We start from the raw sequence: 19,011 nt of genomic DNA, 5'->3' as shown, positions 1-19,011 counted from the left end.
CCTGATCAGGACAATGCCTCGGCTATCAGTTTGCGGGTATTGTCGATACCGTAAAGTGCAATGAAACTTCCCATGCGAGGGCCGGCGCTTGATCCCAGCAGTGTTTCATACAGCGCCTTGAACCAGTCACGCAGCGTGTCGAAACCATAGTGTGGGTCCTTGCCGATCGCATAGATGATGTTCTGCAACTCCTCCGCTGTCGCGCTGTCGCTGGTCGCGGCCAGTTCCTCATCGAGCGCAGCAAGAGCCAGCGCCTCTCCTGCGTCTGGCTTGCGGCGGATCAGTGTCGGCGCAATGAAATCGCGGTTATATGCAAGTGCAGTGGTGACCAGCTTGTCCAGTTGAGGGTGGGCAGCGGGATCGGCATTTTCGACATAGTTGCCAAGATAGGACCAGACCTGCGCGCGAGTAGCCTGGGAACCCAGGACACCAACCAGGTTGAGTAGCAGTCCGTAGGTCACCGGCAGGCTCTCGCCCTCGCCCTTGGCTGGACCGTTGGCGCGCAGCAGGTGCCATACCGGATTGCCGAGTTGTTGTTCGACCGGCTGGTCCGGTAATTTTTCGCGGAACTGCCAATATTCATCGACCGCACGCGGTATTACCCCAACGTGTAGACTTTTCGCACTTTTTGGTTCGCGGTAAATGTAAAAACCCAGGCTTTCCTCGCTGCCATAAGTCAGCCATTCGTCGATGGTCAGACCGTTGCCCTTGGACTTGGATATCTTTTCGCCATTGGCGTCCAGGAATAGCTCGTAGATCAGACCTTCGGGAGGACGCCCCCCCAATGCGCGAGCGATCTTGCCGCTTTCGCGCTCTGAATCTGTCAGATCCTTGCCGCACATTTCGTAATCGACACCCAACGCGACCCAGCGCATCGCCCAGTCAACCTTCCATTGCAGCTTGGACTGCCCGCCCAGGATCGATTGCTCGACCGTCTTGCCCTGATCCTCGAACCGGATGATCCCGGCATCCGCGTCCACGACTTCGATTGGTACCTGAAGGACATGGCCAGTCAAAGCCGACACAGGCAGCACCGGGGAATAGGTTTTCGCCCGCTCAGCCCGCAAAGTAGGCAGCATGATGTCCATGATAGCCTGAAAACTGCGCAGCACGTCTTTCAGCGCATCATCGAATTGACCGCCGTTGTACATGTCGGACGATGAAACAAACTCGTACTCGAACCCGAACCGGTCGAGAAACTGGCGCAGCATCGCGTTATTGTGGTGGGCAAAGCTTTCGTGCGTGCCAAATGGGTCGGGAATGCGGGTCAGCGGCCTATGCAGATTGGCTTCGAGAACGGCCTTGTTTTCGATATTTTCAGGCACTTTGCGCAGCCCGTCCATATCATCGCTGAATGCCACCAGCCGGGTCGGCGCACCGCCGGACAGCACTTCATAAGCACGGCGCACCAGGGTCGTGCGGAGAACTTCCTGAAACGTGCCGATGTGCGGCAAACCCGAAGGACCATAGCCGGTTTCGAACAGAACCGGGGCGCCGCCGGGTTTGCCGCCGGGAAAACGCTTGATCAGCTTGCGGGCTTCCTCAAACGGCCAGGCTTTGGAAACCTGTGCGGCGGCGTGCAGTGCATCGTGGTTCATGATGTAGCGCGCCTTCGACGCTTTGTGCCGTTTGCGCAAGGCCGAAGCAGCTAATCTAAAGCCTGATCGTCCGCATTTGCCAAGTCCTGCATCTTACGAAGGTTGCGCAGCTCAAGCCCGGCTGTAAGCAGGGGTGTCGGAGTTTTTTCAAACTGTCCCGGCGTCATTGTGGTGAAACGGCGGAACTCGCGGATCATCTGCGGCTGATCGTAATAGCGCAGCGCGGCGATTTCCCGCTCGTCCTCCGTGCAAAGCCCGCGGATTGCCGTAGCCATATCAAGAAACCGGCTGCGGCGCAGAACAGCCTTGGGCGACATGCCAAAAGTGGGGAGGCAGCGCCGCTCTAGCTGACGCTCGGACAGGCCAAGCTGCGCCGCAACGTCGCGGACTAGCGCCGTGCTGTTATTGCGCGCCAGTTGCTCGAAACGCTGGATTACCATGTCGGGCTTTTGCCAGCCACGCGTGTCAAGCAGCTCGCTGACAACGGCTTCGAGGGCATTGACAATCTGCCCATCGCCTTGCGTTGAATCGTCAGTGATCGCGCTGACTGTTTCCAGAAGCGCTGTGGCCCTGCGGCCCAACATGTCGGTAAGCGGCACCATACGGTCTGTCGAAGCATTGGCTGCAATGTCGCTAAGCGCGCGCCAGCCGGCCGGGCAAAAGGCGATGCCCACCACGCGGAAGCCGCCTCTGACCCGCACAGGTAGCGGCCGGCTATTGGGGCCGAAAAACACGGCCTGACCAACATTTGACCAGACGCCGTTCACGACCTGCGCCGACCAGTCACCGCGTAGCAGCAGCCGCACAAATGCCGTTTCAGACAACAGATGATCGATCAATTCAAACTCATCTGGCGCAGTGACCGAAAAGACATAGTGCCTTGCAATATAGGGGGCGAGCCGCTCGGAAGGCGGGTAATTGCGCGATTGCAGAAATTGTCCCCCGTCAGCCATATTTACCCTGTTTCCGGTTGCCGCAGAATCAGATCGGCACCAGGCTTGTGATCGCGGATTTCCTCCACAGTCAGACCGCAGATCTCGTGCGGGAAAACCAGCCAGTCCTCTGTTTCATGGACAAAGAAATCTGGCTGCATTGCGGTCCGGTTACGACCAGGCTTGTAGTATACCGTCGCCACCTTGACCGTGCGCGGCATGTTGTGACGGCATCTGGCTTTAAGCTCGCGCAAAAAGGCCTCGATGGATCGGCCGCTGTCGAACACGTCGTCGATCACCAGCAGTCGGTCGTCGGGGTTTAACGTATCGATCAGATAGCCCAGGGCATAGACGCGTACTTCCTTGTCTTGCTTATCGATCCCGGAATAACTGGCAGTCCGGATGGCAATATGATCGCTTTCGATCCCGCGATATTGCAGCAGTTCCTGCACGGCGATACCAACCGGAGCTCCGCCGCGCCAGATTCCAACGATGTGGCTGGGCCGGAAACCGGCGTCGAAAATCCGGTTCGCCAGCCTGTAGCTGTCTTCCAGCAGACGGTCTGCAGTCAGCCAGGTCTTTTCGGTCATGCCGCCGCCTCGCGGACCGCAGCAATGTGCTGGGCCTTGTCAGCATCGCTCAGGAAGGAGCCGGCAAAGCTGTTTTCGGCCAGTGCAACGATTTGCGCAGCGCTCAAGCCCAACGCATGCGCAACGGCGCGGAAGTTGTCATTCACATAACCGCCAAAATAGGCAGGATCATCGGCATTGATTGTCACTTTAATGCCCAGATCGAGCATCATGCGCACCGGACTGGCCGCAATATCATCAATCACGCACAGCCGAACGTTGGACAGTGGACAAACTGTCAGTGTAATTTCCTCATCGACCAGCCGAGTTACCAGCGCGGGGTCTTCCAGAGCGCGGTTGCCATGGTCGATCCGTTCAACCCGCAGCAGATCAAGAGCTTCACGGACATATTCGGGCGGTCCCTCCTCCCCGGCATGGGCGGTCAAATGAAGTCCAAGTTCGCCCGCCTTGGCAAACACGGTTGCAAACTTACTCGGCGGGTGGCCGATTTCCGATGAATCCAGCCCTACGCCGTGGATACGGCCGATGTAGGGGGTCGCCTCAGCCAAAGTGGCCATGGCTCTTTCTTCGCTCAAGTGGCGCAAAAAGCACATGATCAGGCGGTAGGAAATGCGAAGCTGCGCCTCGCCGTCGAGCAGCGCTCGCTCGATTCCGTTCAGCACAGTACCAAAGGCAACGCCGCGGTCGGTGTGACCTTGCGGATCAAAAAAAATCTCGACGTGACGGACATTGTCGGCAGCCGCACGTTCCAGGTAGGCCCAGGTCAGGTCATAGAAATCCTGCTCGGTCAGCAGCACAGCCATGCCCTGGTAATAGATGTCGAGAAAATCCTGAAGGTTGGAAAAATCATAGGCCGCGCGCACGGCGTCCGCCGAAGCGAACGGTATGACCACACGGTTGCGCGCGGCGAAGGCAAAAAGCATTTCGGGCTCAAGCGATCCCTCGATATGCAGATGCAGTTCGGCCTTGGGCAGGCGGGCTATCAGGGCGTCGCGGGCAGGATTCGGCATCGCAGAACGCTGGCGGAGCGACGCCGCGCGGTCAACGCTTGATGCTGAGCCGAACGCAGTTCCGTAACGGCACCACGTCCGGTCCAGCCAATCGTGTCAGTTAGTGGGTTTGGACCAGGTCCCTGTTCCTGATCCCGTCCCACCGCGGCCGGCAAATGTTATCGTGCCGCCCATTCCGGCATATTTTCCGGTCCTTCCGGTCAAGCCGCCAACACAACCGGTGCTTTGCATGTCTTTCGACGTGAACTGGCATCCGAAAACGGCTGAATAAGTGCCTTGGGAATTGGTGCCGTCGCAAATTACATGGCTGTCGAAAATCTTGGCGTTCGTGGGCTGCGACGTGCTTACGCAAGTGTATTTGTCAGTGCTTTTGCTGCCATCAGCCCAAGTGACGTTGCTTGTGCCGCTCCAGTATCCGCCAACCACGGGGACTCCTCGTGCGTCAGGGCCACCTAACATTGTTGGAGAACTGGCCGACGATTCATAAGTGAAATTTTGCGCTTGGGCTGAGCCTGCAGCCAAAGCAATTGAAAGCGTTGTTAAAGTCAGGCTGATGATTTTCATGGTACATCCCCTCGCTGATCCTCAACCCCGCTTATTATCGTTTAAATACAAGCACAGGTAATCCCGCTGCCTGAATTGCACAGGTCGGTTGATTGGATCGTTTCGAATCGCGCCCGTGGTTTGGATCATATTATGATATAGAGCGATTTGCCGAGTCATTTTTCAGCTTATTGTTTGATTAAACTTAGAAAGCTTGGATTATTTTTTGAGATTATTCCACAAGATCAGTCAAATGTTACGGCAAGTTGACATGATCGGGCCCGTTAGCGGGTTTGGCTGTTTCAGGAACTTCTGGCGTGTTCGACCGTTTCAAACGCCAGCAAACGAGTGGAGGCAAGCATGATATCGCAGCATCAGATTCACGGTACTGTTCATGTGATGAGCCGCCAGCGCCCGCAAATGGATCCGTCGATCCGTTTGCGCACCTATGGCAAGATCCGCCCGATGGCCGCAGACCGGACTTGGTGGGAGCGTCTTTTGCGCCGTTAATCGAGGCTTCTTGCTTTAATCCGTTTCCTTTTCGTTCTAGGCGAGCTGGATGGCAGATCACGCCGCCCTTCCCTTGCCCGCACTTCACGCCAGCCACAGCGGGTGCTGGCTCCGCGATGGTGGTGGAGCGACCCGCACGGTAAGCAAAGGCGACGCCATCGTCGCCGCAGCAGATACGCCCTTGCTGCTGATCAACGCCCCGCTGGTGGCAACAAGGTTGGGCTATCCTGACCTTTCCGGGCTCGATCTGCTTGAGCTATTCGCCTTCGTCTATCCGGCGCGGTTTGTCGTTCCCACGCCCAAGGGGCTGGCCCACGCCCTCGGCTTGGCCGATCCGGGCGGGGATGACAGTGTTCCAGCTATCCTGCAGCTGGCTGCGGGGACATTGTTGACCCAGTGCGAAGCGGCGGACTGGCACGAGCGCGAAGGCGCATGGACTGCTTTGCAAAGCCTTACCCGCCAACGCTGGCCTTGGGCTGCCCTGCTAAACCCGCGCATAGCCAAACCGGAAAAAGCGGAGCGCTGGCTTTTCTCGCGCCTGCCTGAGTGGGATGAAGTGCCAGAGCGGCCCCAGCCTGCGCAGGTCTCGCTGGCAGAAAAGGAAGTGATCGCCCGACTGGCAGTTCTGACCGGACAAGGTGCCGAGCCGCGCCCTGCCCAGCAAACCTATGCCGTTGAAGCTGCCAGCACGTTTGCCCCGCGCCGCCGCGAAGGAGTGCCGCATCTGCTGCTGGCTCAGGCCGGGACCGGGATCGGCAAGACGCTGGGCTATCTTGCCCCGGCCTCACTGTGGGCGCAGCAAAGCGGCGGCACGGTCTGGGTATCAACCTATACCAAGGCGCTGCAACGCCAGCTGCGCCGGGAGAGCCGCCGCGCGTGGGGAGAGCGGCGGGCCGATGGCACCCAGCCGGTGGTGGTACGCAAGGGCCGCGAAAACTATCTGTGCCTGCTGAACCTGGAAGACGCCTTGCAAGGCGGCTTTTCGGGCCGCGCAGGCATCCTGGCGCATCTGGTCGCGCGTTGGGCGGCGTTCAGCCAGGACGGCGACATGATCGGCGGCGATCTGCCGGGCTGGCTAGGCACTCTCTTCAGGCAGCGCGGGGTCGCGGCGCTGACAGACCGGCGCGGTGAGTGCGTTTATGCAGGGTGTCCGCACTACCGCAAATGCTTCATCGAGCGCGCTGCTCGTGCCAGCGCCCAGGCCGATCTGGTCATTGCCAACCACGCGCTGGTCATGGTCAACGCCGCACGCGGACGTGATACCGCACAGCGCCCGACACGCATTGTATTCGATGAAGGGCACCATGTTTTCGAAGCTGCCGATTCGACCTTTGCCGCAGCTCTCACCGGAGCCGAAACAATCGAGCTGCGCCGCTGGGTGATCGGCCCCGAACGTGGATCGAAGGGCCGGCGCCGGGGTCTGGCTGCGCGGCTGGCCGACCTGGCCAGCTATGATGAGGCAGGCGGCAAGGCGATTGCCGCTGCACGCCACGCGGCCGAAGCATTGCCCAGCGATGGCTGGCTGCAGCGGCTGGCCGAAGGTGCGCCGTGGGGCGCACTGGAAGAACTGTTCGCCGGAGTGCGCTCCGCCGTCTATGCCCGTGACGAAAGCGGCGGACAGGAAGCGGGCTACGGTCTTGAAACCGAAGCGGCACAGCTTGACGGTGATTTCATCGAGCGGGCAGGAGCCGCCCAGGCCGCACTGGCCGAACTGCGTGGACCGCTGATCCGGCTGGGGGTGCGGCTTGACGCGCTGGTCGCCGAACCTCCCGACTGGCTTGACGGCGCAGGCCGTGCACGAATTGAGGGTGCGCGTCATTCGCTGGCCTGGCGTATTGACCTGCTTGCCGCATGGGAGGCGCTGCTCGAACGGCTGGGCGGACCTGCCGATCCCGAGTTTGTCGATTGGCTTGCTGTCGACCGGGCCGAAGCGCGCGAATACGATGTCGGCATGCATCGCCGCTGGCTTAATCCGATGAAGCCGTTCGCGCGCACCGTGCTCGAACCCGCGCACGGTGTGATGATTACATCGGCTACTCTAAAAGACGGCAGCAGCGGCAGTGAAGACGGATGGAGCGAAGCGATCATCCGCAGCGGCGCGCCCGAACTGGGCCTGGTCCCTGACCTGTCAAGTTTTGCCAGCCCGTTCGACTATGCATCGCAGGCCCAGGTCCTGATCGTAACAGACGTACCGCGCGGCGATGTCGGCGCGCTGGCTGGTGCCTATGGCCGCCTGATCGAAGCGGCCCAAGGCGGCGTCCTGGGCCTGTTTACGGCAATTCGCCGGCTTCGCGCTGTCCATGGCCGGATTGCTGATCGGTTGGCCCGCAATGGCCTGCCGCTCTATGCTCAGCATGTTGATCCTATCGACACCGGAACGCTGGTTGATATTTTTCGGGATGATCCGCGCGCCAGCCTGCTGGGCACCGATGCCCTGCGCGACGGGGTGGACGTGCCGGGCCATTCACTGCGGCTAGTGATTATGGAGCAGGTGCCGTGGCCCAAACCATCGATCCTGCACCGCGCACGGCGGATGGCGGGCGGCGGAAGCGCTTATGATGATGCGATCATCCGCGCACGGCTTGCGCAGGCTTTCGGGCGCCTGATCCGCAGCCGTGACGATCACGGCCATTTCGTCGTCCTGTCCGCCGCCTTTCCCAGCCGTTTGCTGAACGCCTTCCCCCAAGGCACGCCTGTTGTGCGCGTGACACTGGACGAAGCTTTACAACGTGTGTCCACCGGTGCTTTTGGAGCGCCCGCCCCTCGCGAAAGTACCACGTGAAGACCCTCGGCCTGTTCCGCCATGCAAAATCCGACTGGGCCGATCCGCGCGCCCGCGATTTCGATCGCCCGCTGAACACGCGTGGCCGCGCCGGGGCCGCCATCATGGGCCGCCACATCCGCGATCATGGCATCGCCTGGGATCATCTGATTTCCAGCCCGGCGGTGCGGTGCGCTGAAACAGTGGAAATCGCGGCAGAAGCGGCGGGTCGTCCGCTGGCGGTGAACTGGGACAGGAGGATCTATCTGGCCAGCAGCGCTACCCTGGCCGATCTGCTGCGCGAACAGGACGATGCCTTTGCTGCGACGCTGATGGTCGGTCACAATCCAGGACTGGAAGACCTGATCTTCGACCTGGTTCCTGATGACGGATCAAGCCCGCTGCGCGATAGTGTCGAAGTGAAGTTTCCGACCGCAGCCTATGCGGTGCTGGAATTACCGATCAGACGATGGGCGGAGCTGACCGACAAGACGGCGAAATTGGTTCACCTGATCCGCCCCCGCGATCTTGATCCGGCCTTGGGGCCTCAGCTGATCTGAGCGTTCAGGCGGTGTGGATCGCCTTTGTCGCCAGATAGCTTTCGATTCCCTCGATCCCGCCCTCGCTACCAAAGCCCGAATCCTTGACCCCGCCGAACGGCGCGTCGGGCACGCTGATTGCGAAGGTGTTGATCCCGACCATGCCGCTTTCAATCGCATCGCCCAGCAGGTTGGCCTGCCGCATGTTTTCCGTGAAGGCGAAGGCCGCCAGGCCGAAGGGCAGGCGGTTTGCCTTTGCAAGCGCATCCTCAAGCGTGGCGAACGGGGCTGCCACTGCGACAGGGCCAAAAGGTTCGGTGTTCATGATATCGGCGCTGTCCGGCACGTCGGCCAGCAGAGTCGGCTGGAAGAAGAACCCTTCATTGCCGCGGTGACCGCCGGCCAACACCCGGGCCCCCTTGGCGGCGGCATCGTCTACCAGCGCCGAGATTGCATCGGGGCGGCGGATATTGGCAAGCGGACCCATCTTGGTATCAGCGTCCAGCCCGTGGCCGGTCTTTACCTGGGCGGTGCGCGCTGCAAACCCATCGACAAAGCGGTCATAGATCCCTTGCTGGACATAGAACCGCGTGGGGCTGACGCACACCTGGCCGGCATTGCGGAACTTTTGCGGCACCACCATGTCTAGCGTCTTTTCAAGATCGCAGTCCTCGAACACAAGAACCGGCGCGTGGCCGCCCAGTTCCATGGTGATGCGCTTCAGCCCGTCAGCGGCGAGCCGCATCAGATGGCGGCCGACCGGGGTAGATCCAGTGAAGCTGACCTTGCGGATCACCGGGCTGGCGAGCAAGTGGCGGCTGACCGTATCGGGCACGCCGTGGACCATTTGGGCAACGCCTGCAGGCAGCCCCGCGTCGAACAGGCAGCGCATCAGCGCGCCGCAGCTGCCAGGCGTTTCCTCAGGCGGTTTGGCGATTACCGAACAGCCCACCGCCAGCGCTGGGGCCAGCTTTTTGGCCATCAGATAGACCGGAAAGTTCCAGGGGCTGAACGCCGCAACCGGGCCAACCGGTTGTTTGATCACCATTGATCGCTGCCCGGTAGGCCGCACCAGCACGCGCCCATATATACGGGTTGCTTCCTCTGCCGCCCAATCGAACAGTTGGGCGCTGCCAGAAACTTCGCCGCGTGCTTCGGCCAGTGGTTTGCCTTGTTCCTGCGTCAGCAGCCGGGCGATGGTTTCGCTGCGTTCGCGCATCAGGGCCGCTGCCTTGTGCATCACGGCGGCGCGTTGATCGGCGGGTGTGGCGCGCCACAGGACAAAACCCTTGTCTGCTGCGTCAAGGGCTTCATCCAGATCGGCCGGGGTTGCCAGCGGCACTTCGCCAATCGTCTCGCCGCGGGCAGGATCCACCACGGGGAACAGATCGCGTCCCTCACCCAGTTTCCAGCTGCCATTGATCAGCAGCGCCAGGTCTGCGTCGTAACCGTGCGTCATGAAATGTTTCGCTCCTGCAATGGAACGACCCTAGCGCGCCCAACCCGCTTTGACGAGAGGCTGGTCGCCTCAGCTATCGTGGAGCGCGTTGACCAGGGTTGAACGCAGCGCGATCAGGCGCGCCCGCAGGGCAAATTGCGCCGGCGTGGAAGCTGCCGGCAAAGCCTGTGCTTCTCCCGGCGACGGAAGGGAAGCGGATCGGGCCGCGGTCGGCGAAGTCTGCCCGCTCAGCGCCATGCGCGCGCCTTTGAGCGTGTATCCTTCACGGTGGACCAGCCGGTCGATCGTTTCGACCAGCGTCACATCCTCAGCCCGGTAGTAGCGCCTGCCACCGCCGCGTTTGAGCGGGCGGAGCATCGGAAACTGTTCTTCCCAATAGCGCAGGACGTGCTGGCGAATACCCAGCGCCTTTGCGACTTCGCCAATAGTGCGAAGCGCGCCGGCATCCTTGCCATCGTCGAACAGCGCGGCGTCGCTCATCCCTTGGTGATCCGGTCCTTGAGCATCTGGCTGGCGCGGAACGTCATGACCCGGCGCGGCGTAATCGGAACTTCGACCCCGGTCTTGGGGTTGCGGCCCACACGCTCACCTTTGTCGCGCAGCAGGAACGTGCCGAAGCCTGAAATCTTGACGTTTTCGCCTTGTGACAATGCTTCGCACATGTGCCGCAAGATGGATTCAACCATGGTGAGAGAGTCCGAACGCGAAAGTCCAAGCTTGCGGTTCAGGGCTTCGGCCAGATCGGCCCGGGTCAACGTAGACATGGAGCGCAGCAAGCCCCTTCCTTTTTGAGCAGCGCGACCTGCGAATCAAAGCATACCGATTGCGTCCGCAAATGCAACGTAACTGCGCAAAACCTGTGGGTTAGCGCAGTCTCCTCAAACGCGGATCAAACTTGCGCCCCAAGTGAAGCCGCCGCCCATCGCCTCGAGCACGACAAGGTCGCCAGGCTTTACGCGCCCGTCGCGCACCGCCGCATCAAGCGCGAGCGGCACTGATGCGGCAGAGGTATTGGCATGGCGATCTACTGTCACAACGACCTTTTCTGGCGGCAGTCCAAGCTTTTTGGCGGTGGCATCCAGGATCCGCTGATTGGCCTGATGGGGCACGACCCAGTCGATATCGGCCGGAGAAAGTCCCACGTCGGCAAGCACTTCGCCCAGAACTTCGGCCAGATTGACCACGGCATGGCGGAACACTTCGCGGCCTTTCATGCGCAGATGACCGACGGTTCCTGTCGTCCCCGCACCACCATCGACATAGAGAAGTTCGTTGTGTGCGCCGTCAGCATGCAAGCGGCAGGCCAGCACGCCAGGGCCGTCTGCGGCAACGTCCTGCGCTTCAAGAATGACGGCGCCTGCCCCGTCGCCAAACAGAACGCAGGTGGTGCGGTCCTCCCAGTCAAGAATCCGGCTGAAGGTTTCCGCACCAATTACCAGCGCGCGCTGCGCCATGCCGGTTTGCAGCATTGAATCGGCCACGCTCAGTGCATAGAGAAAGCCAGAACACACCGCCGCCACGTCAAAAGCGATCCCGCCATTGCAGCCCAATGCGTCCTGGACGATCGTGGCGGTAGCCGGAAAAGTCTGGTTTGGCGTTGCCGTGGCCAGCACTATCAGGCCAATGCTCTGCGCTTCGATCCCGGCCGCATCAATCGCCGCTCGCGCTGCCTCAATGGCCAGGGTCGCGGTATTTTCATCGTCGCCGCAGATATGGCGGTTGCGAATGCCGGTGCGCTCGACAATCCACTCGTCGCTGGTATCGACCGTCTGCGTGAGCTCAGCGTTGCTGACGGCGCGGCGCGGCAGGGCTGAACCCGTGCCGATCAGAACAGAGCGCCGCGTCACTCGGCGGCCTTGGCCGTCCGGCCCAGATGGCTTCCGCCAAGGCGTTCTAGATCGGCGGCAATCCGCTCGGTCAGGTTATGTTCGAGCAATCGCGCGGTGACCGCCACCGCATTGGCAACGCCGACCGCGCTGGCCGAGCCGTGGCTTTTCACCACCACCCCGTTAAGCCCCAGGAAAACAGCGCCATTGTGGTTGTTTGGATCAAGGTGGTGCTTGAGCAGTTCGGTCGCCGGGCGCGACACCAGAAAGCCAAACTTGGAACGCAGCGACGAGGCAAAGCTGCGGCGCAGCAAATCGGCAACAAAACGTGCGGTGCCTTCAACCGCTTTAAGCGCAATATTGCCGGAAAACCCATCGGTCACAACGACGTCAACTTCGCCGCGGTTGATCTTGTCCGCCTCGACAAATCCGTCGAACGACATGGCGAGGCCGTTAGCCGCATCCTTCAGCTGTCCAGCCGCGATCTGGAGATCGCCGGTGCCCTTGGTCTCTTCGGTTCCGATATTGAGCAGACGCACGCGTGGCTGCTCGCGCCCGGTGACGATGCGCGAATAGGCCGCGCCCATGATGGCAAACTGGACCAGATTGCGGGCATCGCATTCGGTATTCGCGCCCAGATCCAGCATGACCATATCGGTTTCGCCCAGCGTGGGCAGCAGCGCGGACAGCGCGGGTCGGTCAATCCCTGGCATGGTGCGCAGGGCCAGCTTGCTCATCGCCATCAGCGCACCGGTGTTGCCGCCGCTGACCGCAGCACCGGCAGCGCCGGTCTTTACCGCGTTGATTGCCATGCCCATCGAGGTGGTCTTAGCCCGGCGCAGCGCCTGTGTCGGCTTTTCGTCACCCGCAACGACATCGATGGAATGGAGGATTTCTGATGCGGCGCGCAGGTTGGGATGATTTTCAAGCGCGGTCTTGATCCGCTCTTCATCGCCGACCAGCAGAAACTTGAACCGATCGTGGCGGCGCCGTGCCAAGGCCGCACCTTCGATCATAACGCGCACACCTTCATCCCCGCCCATCGCGTCGACAGCGATACGCGGCAAAGTCATGTGCGCATGTCTCCGGTTAAGGGGGCTTAGAGCCCGACCGAAACGATCTCGCGACCGTTGTAATGGCCGCAGGCCTGGCACAGGTTGTGCGGGCGCTTCAGCTCACCACAATTAGGGCATTCGTGAAAGGCCTCAACCTTCAGTGCGTCATGGCTGCGGCGCATGCCCCGGCGTGAAGGCGAAGTTTTTCTCTTGGGGACAGCCATTGCGGCACCTGTTCCTGAATTGTCTTAAGTCGATTACCAAGGCCGCGCTGGACCAAGGGGCCGGCGGCTGCGAAGGCGCGCCTATAACGAATTTGGCGCGGGTTGCAAGCACCGCCTGAACCCTGATCGGGTCTGAAGCATCAACGGGGGAGAATACACGTGTCCATAATCCTGCCTACCACGCTTTCGCTGGCCGCTGCGGCGGCATTGATCAATTTCTGGCTGGCCATGCGCTGCGGGAATGTTCGCCGCAGTCAGGGCATCGGCGTCGGCACCGGCGGCAATGACCTGATGGAACGGCGGATGCGCGCCCAGCTTAATTTCGCAGAAAACACTCCTTGGGTGCTATTTCTGATTGCCGGGATCGAACTGGCCGGCAAAGGCGGCCAATGGCTTGCCATCGTCGGCGGGCTGTTCATGCTTGGGCGCATTGCGCATGGTTTGGGCATGGACGGTTCGGGACCGTTCGCCAAAGGCCGGATGGTTGGCACGCTGATCACCATGCTGACCCAGATCGGTCTGCCGATCGTTGCGGTGCTGATCGTGCTGGGTAAACTCTAACTCAGCGCATAATCGCTGACGTAGGCGTTGACCTGTCGTTCCCGGCCGAATGTGCTGGTTGGCCCATGGCCGGGAATGAAGGTCACGTCATCGCCCAGCGGCCACAACTTTTGCGTGATCGACGCGATCAGGTCGGCATGGTTGCCGCGTGGAAAATCGGTGCGCCCGATCGAACCTGAAAACAGCACATCGCCCACCATCGCCAGATGCCCCTCAGGGGTATAGAAAACCACATGGCCCGGCGTGTGACCGGGGCAATGGATCACCTGCAACGTCGATTCGCCCACGGTCACTGTGTCGCCATCCTTGAGCCAGCGGTCAGGTTCAAAGCTTTCGGCATGCATGCCCCACCGCTTGCCGTCATCGTCCAGCTGCGCGATCCAGAAGCGGTCATCCTCGTGCGGGCCTTCAATCGGCACGCCCAGTTCCTTGGCCAGCATGCCCGCTTGCCCGCAATGATCCAGGTGTCCGTGGGTCAGCAGGATCTTTTCGATCGTCACGCCGACTTTGGCCACGGCGGCCTTGAGCTTGTCCAGATCGCCGCCCGGATCGACCAGCGCACCACGCATCGTGCGGGTACACCAGATCAGAGAGCAATTCTGTTCCAGCGGAGTGACAGGAATGATCCCGACGCGCAGCGGGGGTTCGGTTTGTTCGGTCATGACATCAGATGTGGCGACCCTTGTGCGCGAGGGCAAGTCCGGTTTTGACCGCTGACTCATCGCTACTGGCGCGGTCCGTTTGCACAGGCCCGGCCGTTACGCCTGCTATTCTTGCGAAACAGCTTCGCTTTTGCCAGCCAATATAGAAACTTAAAAGATCGGCAGTTCTTCGCTGGATCAACGTGTGGGCCATGGCGACTGACGATCGGAACGCCGCCGCGGCCGCATCATTACTGCCCCGACAAACGGCGAAGCTGGGATCATCCCCCCCGGGTGATGCGCTTTCACGATCGCGGTTGTTGCGCATCGATTGCAGCCCGGCGGACGTTTCTGTTGACTGACGCGGCATTCGGTGCGCTGTACAAGAAGAACGTTTCGATTTCGGGAGCGGAAGAGGGGTGCGAGGGCAAAGTGGGGTGACACGCTCAATGGCAGCGGCTTGTTTCGATGCCGCGCTGGGCGCCACCAATGTGCAAGCTGAAATCACCGCCGAGATCGGGATGGCGCACAATTTGGGGCTGGCCTGTGATCCGGAAGGCGGACTGCTGCAACGTCGTTGTATTGAGCGTAATGGAAAGGGTGCGATCAAGGCCGTCGATACCTCTCGCCTCGCCACGATGGGTAATGGATCGCACGCGGTCAGCCTTGACAAGGTGATCGAGACCAAGCGCCAGACCGGGTTTGATATGCGTGCCAAGTACAAGAAAACATCGCTTGGCGGACTGGCCGTCAATGTCGCCGAATGCTGATGATCAGGAGAGCCACAAGATGAAGACCCGCGCCGCCGTTGCCTTTGCCGCCAAGCAACCACTCGAGATTGTCGAACTGGACCTGGAAGGACCCAAGGCAGGCGAAGTGTTGGTCGAGATTATGGCGACCGGGATTTGCCACACCGATGCTTACACGCTGGACGGACTGGACAGCGAAGGGATCTTTCCCAGCGTGCTGGGCCACGAGGGCGCCGGGATTGTCCGCGATGTGGGCGCCAGCGTAACCAGCGTGAAGCCGGGCGATCATGTGATCCCGCTATACACCCCCGAATGCCGTCAGTGTAAGTCCTGCCTTAGCGGCAAGACCAACCTGTGCACCGCGATTCGCGCGACTCAGGGCAAAGGACTGATGCCCGACGGCACATCGCGTTTCAGCTACAAGGGTCAGACAATTTATCACTACATGGGCTGTTCGACCTTTTCGAACTTCACCGTGCTACCTGAAATTGCCGTGGCCAAGATCCGCGAGGACGCCCCTTTCCAGTCCAGCTGCTACATCGGTTGCGGAGTGACCACCGGAGTTGGCGCGGTGATCAACACCGCAAAGGTTCAGGTCGGCGACAACGTCGTGGTGTTCGGGCTTGGCGGGATCGGCCTCAACGTGATCCAGGGCGCGCGGCTGGCGGGCGCAGGCAAGATCATAGGCGTCGACATCAATCCCGACCGCGAGGAATGGGGCCGCAAGTTCGGCATGACCGACTTTCTCAATTCTAAGGGGATGAGCCGCGAAGACATCGTGGCGGCGATCGTTGCGCAGACCGATGGCGGCGCTGACTATACCTTCGACGCGACCGGCAATACGGAAGTGATGCGCACCGCACTGGAAGCCTGTCACCGCGGCTGGGGAACCAGCATTATCATCGGCGTGGCCGAAGCCGGCAAGGAGATTGCCACCCGCCCGTTCCAGCTGGTGACCGGCCGCAATTGGCGCGGCACCGCCTTTGGCGGGGCCAAGGGTCGCACCGATGTCCCCAAGATCGTCGACATGTACATGACCGGCAAGATCGAGATTGATCCGATGATCACCCATGTCATGGGGCTGGACGAGATCAACACCGCGTTTGACTTGATGCATGCCGGCAAGTCGATCCGTAGTGTTGTGGTATTCTGAGCGACGTGGACACGGTTTTCACCAATCGCAGCCACGGCGGCACGCAGGGGGTTTATACCCACCAGAGCAGCGCCACCGGCACGGCCATGACGTTCTCGGTTTTTGTGCCCGATCATGCCGAGGGGGCGCAACTTCCAGTATTATGGTTCCTGTCGGGACTGACCTGCACCTATGCCAATGTCACGGAAAAGGGCGAATATCGGGCGGCCTGCGCCAAAGCCGGAATCATCTTTATTGCGCCTGATACCAGCCCGCGCGGCGATGCGGTTCCGGACGATGACGGCTATGACTTCGGCAAGGGTGCCGGGTTTTACGTCGACGCAACGCAGGCGCCGTGGGCGGCAAACTTCCGGATGCGCACCTATATCGAAGAGGAATTGCCCGCGCTGATTGCGGCGCAGTTTCCGGTCGCCGACATGGCACGCCAGGGGATCACGGGGCACAGCATGGGCGGGCACGGGGCGCTGACCATCGGCTTGCGCAATCCCGGTCGGTACAGATCAGTCAGCGCGTTTTCGCCGATCGTCAGTCCGCTGAACTGCCCTTGGGGCGAAAAGGCGCTAGGCGGTTACCTCGGCCCGGACAAAGCCGCCTGGCGCGAATATGACGCCTGTTCTTTGATCGAACACGGCGCGAGGCTTTCCGATCTGCTTGTCGATCAGGGCGAAGCCGACAATTTTCTTCACGAGCAGCTGAAGACTGGCCTGCTGGTAATGGCCTGCCGCAAGGCCGGCATCCCAGCGGCGATCCGAATGCAACCGGGCTATGATCATTCGTACTATTTCATATCGACGTTCATGGCTGATCACGTTGCCTGGCATGCTGAGCGATTGATAGCATGAGCGATACTGGCCGCCTTGATGACATAATCGCTGCCCACGCGGGGCGCGATGGTCCGCTTCTGCCAATCCTTATCGATGTGCAGCACGCTTTTGGTTGCGTCGATGCGGGGTCGGAAGCGCGCATCGCCCACGCCCTCAATCTAAGCCGGGCCGAAGTGCACGGCGTGGTCAGCTTTTATCATGATTTTACTGCCCAATCCGATCCAAGGCCGGTAGTTGAATTGTGCCGTGCCGAGGCTTGCCAATCGCGGGGGGTTGAGGCGCTGGTTGAAGCAGCTGAAGCGGCCGCCGGCAGCCGGGTGAAGATCAAGACTGTCTATTGCCTTGGCCTGTGCAGCGCAGGTCCGGCCGCAAGGGTTGGCGATAACGTCCATGCGCGGCTTGATCAGGCCGCGCTGGTCGATCTGGTGCAATCGGCATGATCGTGGCGCGGATTTCGGATGATGCGTTGGCCAAGGCTTGCGGAGCAGACGCGGTGGCCGCAGCCTTTGCTGCTGCCGGCTGTTCGGTTGAACGCGTCTCCAGCTGGGGAATGCATTGGCTTGAACCACTGGTCGAAATCAGCGGGGTCGGCTTTGGCCCCGCCGTTCCCGCCGATGTCGCTGCCATCCTTTCCGGATCAAGTGACAAGTGTATCGGCGCCATTGCTGATCATCCCTTCATCTCCAGCCAGCAACGCCTGACCTTTGCCCGCGCCGGCAAGACGCGCCCGCTCAGCCTGGAAGACTATGCCGCAACCGGCGGGTGGGCCGGGCTGAACCGCGCTCGATCAATGACGCCTGCAGCGCTGGTTGAGGAAGTCACGCGTTCTGGGCTGCGCGGACGCGGCGGCGCGGGGTTTCCTGCGGGCATAAAATGGCAAACCGTGCGCAATGCTGTGGGCACCCGCAAATACGTGGTCTGCAACGCCGACGAAGGTGACAGCGGCACCTTTGCCGACCGCATGGTGATGGAAGGCGATCCGTTTCAGCTGGTCGAAGGCATGGCCATCGCTGCCCATGCCGTTGGCGCTGAACGCGGCTATATTTATGTACGCAGCGAATACCCGCACGCCATCGCCAAGCTTGACGCCGCAATCGCGCTGGCGGCGCAAATCATTTCGCCCTTCCTGGTCGAAGTTCGGGTCGGCGCCGGCGCCTACGTCTGCGGCGAAGAAACTTCGCTTCTGAACAGCATAGAAGGCAAGCGCGGCGAAGTCCGTGCCAAGCCGCCGCTACCTGCGCTGGAAGGGCTGTTTGGTTGCCCGACCGCAGTCAATAACGTCCTCACTCTGGCCGCGATCCCCCATATCCTGAGTGAAGGCGGCGCGTCGCTGTACGACAGTCTTGGCATCGACCGTTCCAAAGGGACCATGCCGATTCAGCTGGCAGGCAACATCAAGCACGGCGGGCTTTATGAAACCGCGTTCGGCATCACTCTACGCGAACTGATTGACGACATTGGCGGCGGCACGGCTTCGGGCCGTCCGGTCAAGGCGGTCCAGGTAGGAGGGCCGCTGGGGGCCTATATCCACCCGGATCAGTTCGGCCTTCCCTTTGACTACGAGGCCTATGCCGCAGCCGATGCCTTGATCGGGCACGGCGGGATCGTCGTTTTCGATGACACCGCCGATATGGGCAATATGGCCCGGTTCGCCATGCAGTTCTGCGCCGCGGAAAGTTGCGGCAAGTGCACGCCGTGCCGGATCGGTTCGATCCGCGGGGTCGAGCTGATCGACCGGATTCGCAGTGCAAGCCCGGCCGCGACTGACGGCGTCACCGCCCTGCCCCAGATGCACAATGCCCCCAAACAGCCGCGCAGCCGTGAAGCGGACCTGCAGCTGCTGGAAGACTTGTGCGAAACGATGAAGTTTGGCTCGCTCTGCGCCTTGGGCGGGTTCACGCCCTACCCGGTGATGAGCGCATTGAAACACTGGCCAGAGGATTTCGCATGAAAGGCGACTTCAATGGCGCTGGCGTGGCGTCGTCGCCGCTGTGCGACAAATCTGTTATGATGAACAAGCCTGCCACCGTTCGGGC

Annotated in this window: 21 protein-coding genes; 9 read left to right on the top strand and 12 right to left on the bottom strand. The window is 61.0% G+C overall.

Features of this window, described 5'->3' with window-relative positions:
* Positions 1–5 precede the first annotated feature (5 nt).
* The 5 genes from Q0L62_RS05980 to Q0L62_RS05960 all read right to left on the bottom strand — a co-directional run bounded on the left by Q0L62_RS05980 (position 6) and on the right by Q0L62_RS05960 (position 4,694).
* On the bottom strand, positions 6–1,598 hold the full coding sequence (locus tag Q0L62_RS05980) for a lysine--tRNA ligase (protein WP_296677810.1): 1,593 nt from the start codon (positions 1,596–1,598) through the stop codon (positions 6–8).
* A gap of 50 nt (positions 1,599–1,648) precedes the next feature.
* A complete protein-coding gene (locus Q0L62_RS05975; RefSeq protein ID WP_296677808.1) occupies positions 1,649–2,551 on the bottom strand; it encodes a helix-turn-helix domain-containing protein in 903 nt (300 codons plus the stop codon).
* Between the two features lie 2 nt (positions 2,552–2,553).
* A complete protein-coding gene (locus Q0L62_RS05970) occupies positions 2,554–3,120 on the bottom strand; it encodes a phosphoribosyltransferase (RefSeq protein ID WP_296677806.1) in 567 nt (188 codons plus the stop codon).
* The gene (locus tag Q0L62_RS05965) at positions 3,117–4,130 is read right to left on the bottom strand and encodes an adenosine deaminase (protein WP_296677804.1); all 1,014 of its coding nucleotides are present in this window, start codon (positions 4,128–4,130) and stop codon (positions 3,117–3,119) included. Before Q0L62_RS05965 ends, Q0L62_RS05970 begins: the two co-directional genes overlap by 4 nt.
* Positions 4,131–4,226: 96 nt before the next feature.
* Positions 4,227–4,694: a hypothetical protein gene (locus Q0L62_RS05960; protein ID WP_296677802.1), complete on the bottom strand. Its 468-nt coding sequence runs from the start codon at positions 4,692–4,694 to the stop codon at positions 4,227–4,229.
* Between the two features lie 339 nt (positions 4,695–5,033).
* On the opposite strand from Q0L62_RS05960, the gene Q0L62_RS05955 reads away from it, so the two are divergent.
* The 3 genes from Q0L62_RS05955 to Q0L62_RS05945 are packed head-to-tail and all read left to right on the top strand — an operon-like array spanning position 5,034 to position 8,504.
* A complete protein-coding gene (locus tag Q0L62_RS05955) occupies positions 5,034–5,183 on the top strand; it encodes a hypothetical protein (protein ID WP_296677800.1) in 150 nt (49 codons plus the stop codon).
* Between the two features lie 49 nt (positions 5,184–5,232).
* The gene (locus Q0L62_RS05950) at positions 5,233–7,965 is read left to right on the top strand and encodes an ATP-dependent DNA helicase (RefSeq protein ID WP_296677798.1); all 2,733 of its coding nucleotides are present in this window, start codon (positions 5,233–5,235) and stop codon (positions 7,963–7,965) included.
* The gene (locus tag Q0L62_RS05945) at positions 7,962–8,504 is read left to right on the top strand and encodes a histidine phosphatase family protein (protein ID WP_296677796.1); all 543 of its coding nucleotides are present in this window, start codon (positions 7,962–7,964) and stop codon (positions 8,502–8,504) included. Before Q0L62_RS05950 ends, Q0L62_RS05945 begins: the two co-directional genes overlap by 4 nt.
* 4 nt (positions 8,505–8,508) lie before the next feature.
* Here the strand turns inward: Q0L62_RS05945 and Q0L62_RS05940 are convergent, their stop codons facing one another.
* From Q0L62_RS05940 to rpmF, 6 genes are all read right to left on the bottom strand, one after another.
* The gene (locus Q0L62_RS05940; protein WP_296677793.1) at positions 8,509–9,942 is read right to left on the bottom strand and encodes an NAD-dependent succinate-semialdehyde dehydrogenase; all 1,434 of its coding nucleotides are present in this window, start codon (positions 9,940–9,942) and stop codon (positions 8,509–8,511) included.
* Positions 9,943–10,011: 69 nt separating this feature from the next.
* Complete coding sequence (locus Q0L62_RS05935) at positions 10,012–10,422, bottom strand: MerR family transcriptional regulator (protein WP_296677790.1); 411 nt, start codon at positions 10,420–10,422, stop codon at positions 10,012–10,014.
* A complete protein-coding gene (locus Q0L62_RS05930) occupies positions 10,419–10,706 on the bottom strand; it encodes an integration host factor subunit alpha (RefSeq protein WP_296677788.1) in 288 nt (95 codons plus the stop codon). The genes Q0L62_RS05935 and Q0L62_RS05930 overlap by 4 nt, the downstream gene beginning before the upstream one ends.
* A gap of 114 nt (positions 10,707–10,820) precedes the next feature.
* Positions 10,821–11,789: a beta-ketoacyl-ACP synthase III gene (locus tag Q0L62_RS05925; RefSeq protein WP_296677785.1), complete on the bottom strand. Its 969-nt coding sequence runs from the start codon at positions 11,787–11,789 to the stop codon at positions 10,821–10,823.
* Positions 11,786–12,841, bottom strand: coding sequence for a phosphate acyltransferase PlsX (plsX, locus tag Q0L62_RS05920; RefSeq protein WP_296677783.1), 1,056 nt, complete (start codon positions 12,839–12,841; stop codon positions 11,786–11,788). The genes Q0L62_RS05925 and plsX overlap by 4 nt, the downstream gene beginning before the upstream one ends.
* A 26-nt stretch (positions 12,842–12,867) precedes the next feature.
* Positions 12,868–13,047 (bottom strand): 50S ribosomal protein L32, encoded by a 180-nt coding sequence (gene rpmF / locus Q0L62_RS05915; RefSeq protein ID WP_100865555.1) that lies wholly within the window; start codon positions 13,045–13,047, stop codon positions 12,868–12,870.
* Between the two features lie 159 nt (positions 13,048–13,206).
* Here rpmF and Q0L62_RS05910 point away from each other — a divergent pair, with 159 nt between their 5' ends.
* The gene (locus Q0L62_RS05910) at positions 13,207–13,608 is read left to right on the top strand and encodes an MAPEG family protein (protein ID WP_367183259.1); all 402 of its coding nucleotides are present in this window, start codon (positions 13,207–13,209) and stop codon (positions 13,606–13,608) included.
* Here Q0L62_RS05910 and Q0L62_RS05905 read toward each other — a convergent pair.
* Complete coding sequence (locus tag Q0L62_RS05905; protein ID WP_296677772.1) at positions 13,605–14,270, bottom strand: MBL fold metallo-hydrolase; 666 nt, start codon at positions 14,268–14,270, stop codon at positions 13,605–13,607. The genes Q0L62_RS05910 and Q0L62_RS05905 overlap by 4 nt on opposite strands.
* Positions 14,271–14,668: 398 nt before the next feature.
* Here Q0L62_RS05905 and Q0L62_RS05900 point away from each other — a divergent pair, with 398 nt between their 5' ends.
* Genes Q0L62_RS05900 through Q0L62_RS05880 form a run of 5 tightly spaced genes read left to right on the top strand, consistent with a single transcriptional unit; the run spans position 14,669 to position 18,926 of the window.
* Entirely contained in the window at positions 14,669–15,019 is a 351-nt protein-coding gene (locus tag Q0L62_RS05900) for an L-serine ammonia-lyase, iron-sulfur-dependent, subunit alpha (protein WP_296677770.1), read from the top strand.
* Between the two features lie 19 nt (positions 15,020–15,038).
* On the top strand, positions 15,039–16,151 hold the full coding sequence (locus Q0L62_RS05895) for an S-(hydroxymethyl)glutathione dehydrogenase/class III alcohol dehydrogenase (protein WP_296677767.1): 1,113 nt from the start codon (positions 15,039–15,041) through the stop codon (positions 16,149–16,151).
* A 5-nt stretch (positions 16,152–16,156) separates the two neighbouring features.
* Positions 16,157–16,993, top strand: a complete 837-nt coding sequence (fghA, locus tag Q0L62_RS05890; RefSeq protein WP_296677765.1) for an S-formylglutathione hydrolase — start codon at positions 16,157–16,159, stop codon at positions 16,991–16,993.
* A complete protein-coding gene (locus tag Q0L62_RS05885) occupies positions 16,990–17,415 on the top strand; it encodes an NAD(P)H-dependent oxidoreductase subunit E (RefSeq protein WP_296677762.1) in 426 nt (141 codons plus the stop codon). Before fghA ends, Q0L62_RS05885 begins: the two co-directional genes overlap by 4 nt.
* Positions 17,412–18,926, top strand: coding sequence for an NADH-ubiquinone oxidoreductase-F iron-sulfur binding region domain-containing protein (locus Q0L62_RS05880; RefSeq protein ID WP_296677760.1), 1,515 nt, complete (start codon positions 17,412–17,414; stop codon positions 18,924–18,926). Before Q0L62_RS05885 ends, Q0L62_RS05880 begins: the two co-directional genes overlap by 4 nt.
* Positions 18,927–19,011 lie beyond the last annotated feature (85 nt).

This window comes from Novosphingobium sp. (genome assembly GCF_024642085.1).
In the GTDB taxonomy this organism is placed as follows: Bacteria; Pseudomonadota; Alphaproteobacteria; order Sphingomonadales; family Sphingomonadaceae; genus Novosphingobium.
This window is presented reverse-complemented; position numbering and strand designations above follow the sequence as displayed.

Coding starts and splice junctions, on each gene's coding strand:
- Q0L62_RS05980 (WP_296677810.1), bottom strand. CDS start 1,598: ATGAACCACGATGCACTGCACGCCGCCGCACAGGTTTCCAAAGCCTGG.
- Q0L62_RS05975 (WP_296677808.1), bottom strand. CDS start 2,551: ATGGCTGACGGGGGACAATTTCTGCAATCGCGCAATTACCCGCCTTCC.
- Q0L62_RS05970 (WP_296677806.1), bottom strand. CDS start 3,120: ATGACCGAAAAGACCTGGCTGACTGCAGACCGTCTGCTGGAAGACAGC.
- Q0L62_RS05965 (WP_296677804.1), bottom strand. CDS start 4,130: ATGCCGAATCCTGCCCGCGACGCCCTGATAGCCCGCCTGCCCAAGGCC.
- Q0L62_RS05960 (WP_296677802.1), bottom strand. CDS start 4,694: ATGAAAATCATCAGCCTGACTTTAACAACGCTTTCAATTGCTTTGGCT.
- Q0L62_RS05955 (WP_296677800.1), top strand. CDS start 5,034: ATGATATCGCAGCATCAGATTCACGGTACTGTTCATGTGATGAGCCGC.
- Q0L62_RS05950 (WP_296677798.1), top strand. CDS start 5,233: ATGGCAGATCACGCCGCCCTTCCCTTGCCCGCACTTCACGCCAGCCAC.
- Q0L62_RS05940 (WP_296677793.1), bottom strand. CDS start 9,942: ATGACGCACGGTTACGACGCAGACCTGGCGCTGCTGATCAATGGCAGC.
- Q0L62_RS05935 (WP_296677790.1), bottom strand. CDS start 10,422: ATGAGCGACGCCGCGCTGTTCGACGATGGCAAGGATGCCGGCGCGCTT.
- Q0L62_RS05930 (WP_296677788.1), bottom strand. CDS start 10,706: ATGTCTACGTTGACCCGGGCCGATCTGGCCGAAGCCCTGAACCGCAAG.
- plsX (WP_296677783.1), bottom strand. CDS start 12,841: ATGACTTTGCCGCGTATCGCTGTCGACGCGATGGGCGGGGATGAAGGT.
- rpmF (WP_100865555.1), bottom strand. CDS start 13,047: ATGGCTGTCCCCAAGAGAAAAACTTCGCCTTCACGCCGGGGCATGCGC.
- Q0L62_RS05905 (WP_296677772.1), bottom strand. CDS start 14,270: ATGACCGAACAAACCGAACCCCCGCTGCGCGTCGGGATCATTCCTGTC.
- Q0L62_RS05895 (WP_296677767.1), top strand. CDS start 15,039: ATGAAGACCCGCGCCGCCGTTGCCTTTGCCGCCAAGCAACCACTCGAG.
- Q0L62_RS05885 (WP_296677762.1), top strand. CDS start 16,990: ATGAGCGATACTGGCCGCCTTGATGACATAATCGCTGCCCACGCGGGG.
- Q0L62_RS05880 (WP_296677760.1), top strand. CDS start 17,412: ATGATCGTGGCGCGGATTTCGGATGATGCGTTGGCCAAGGCTTGCGGA.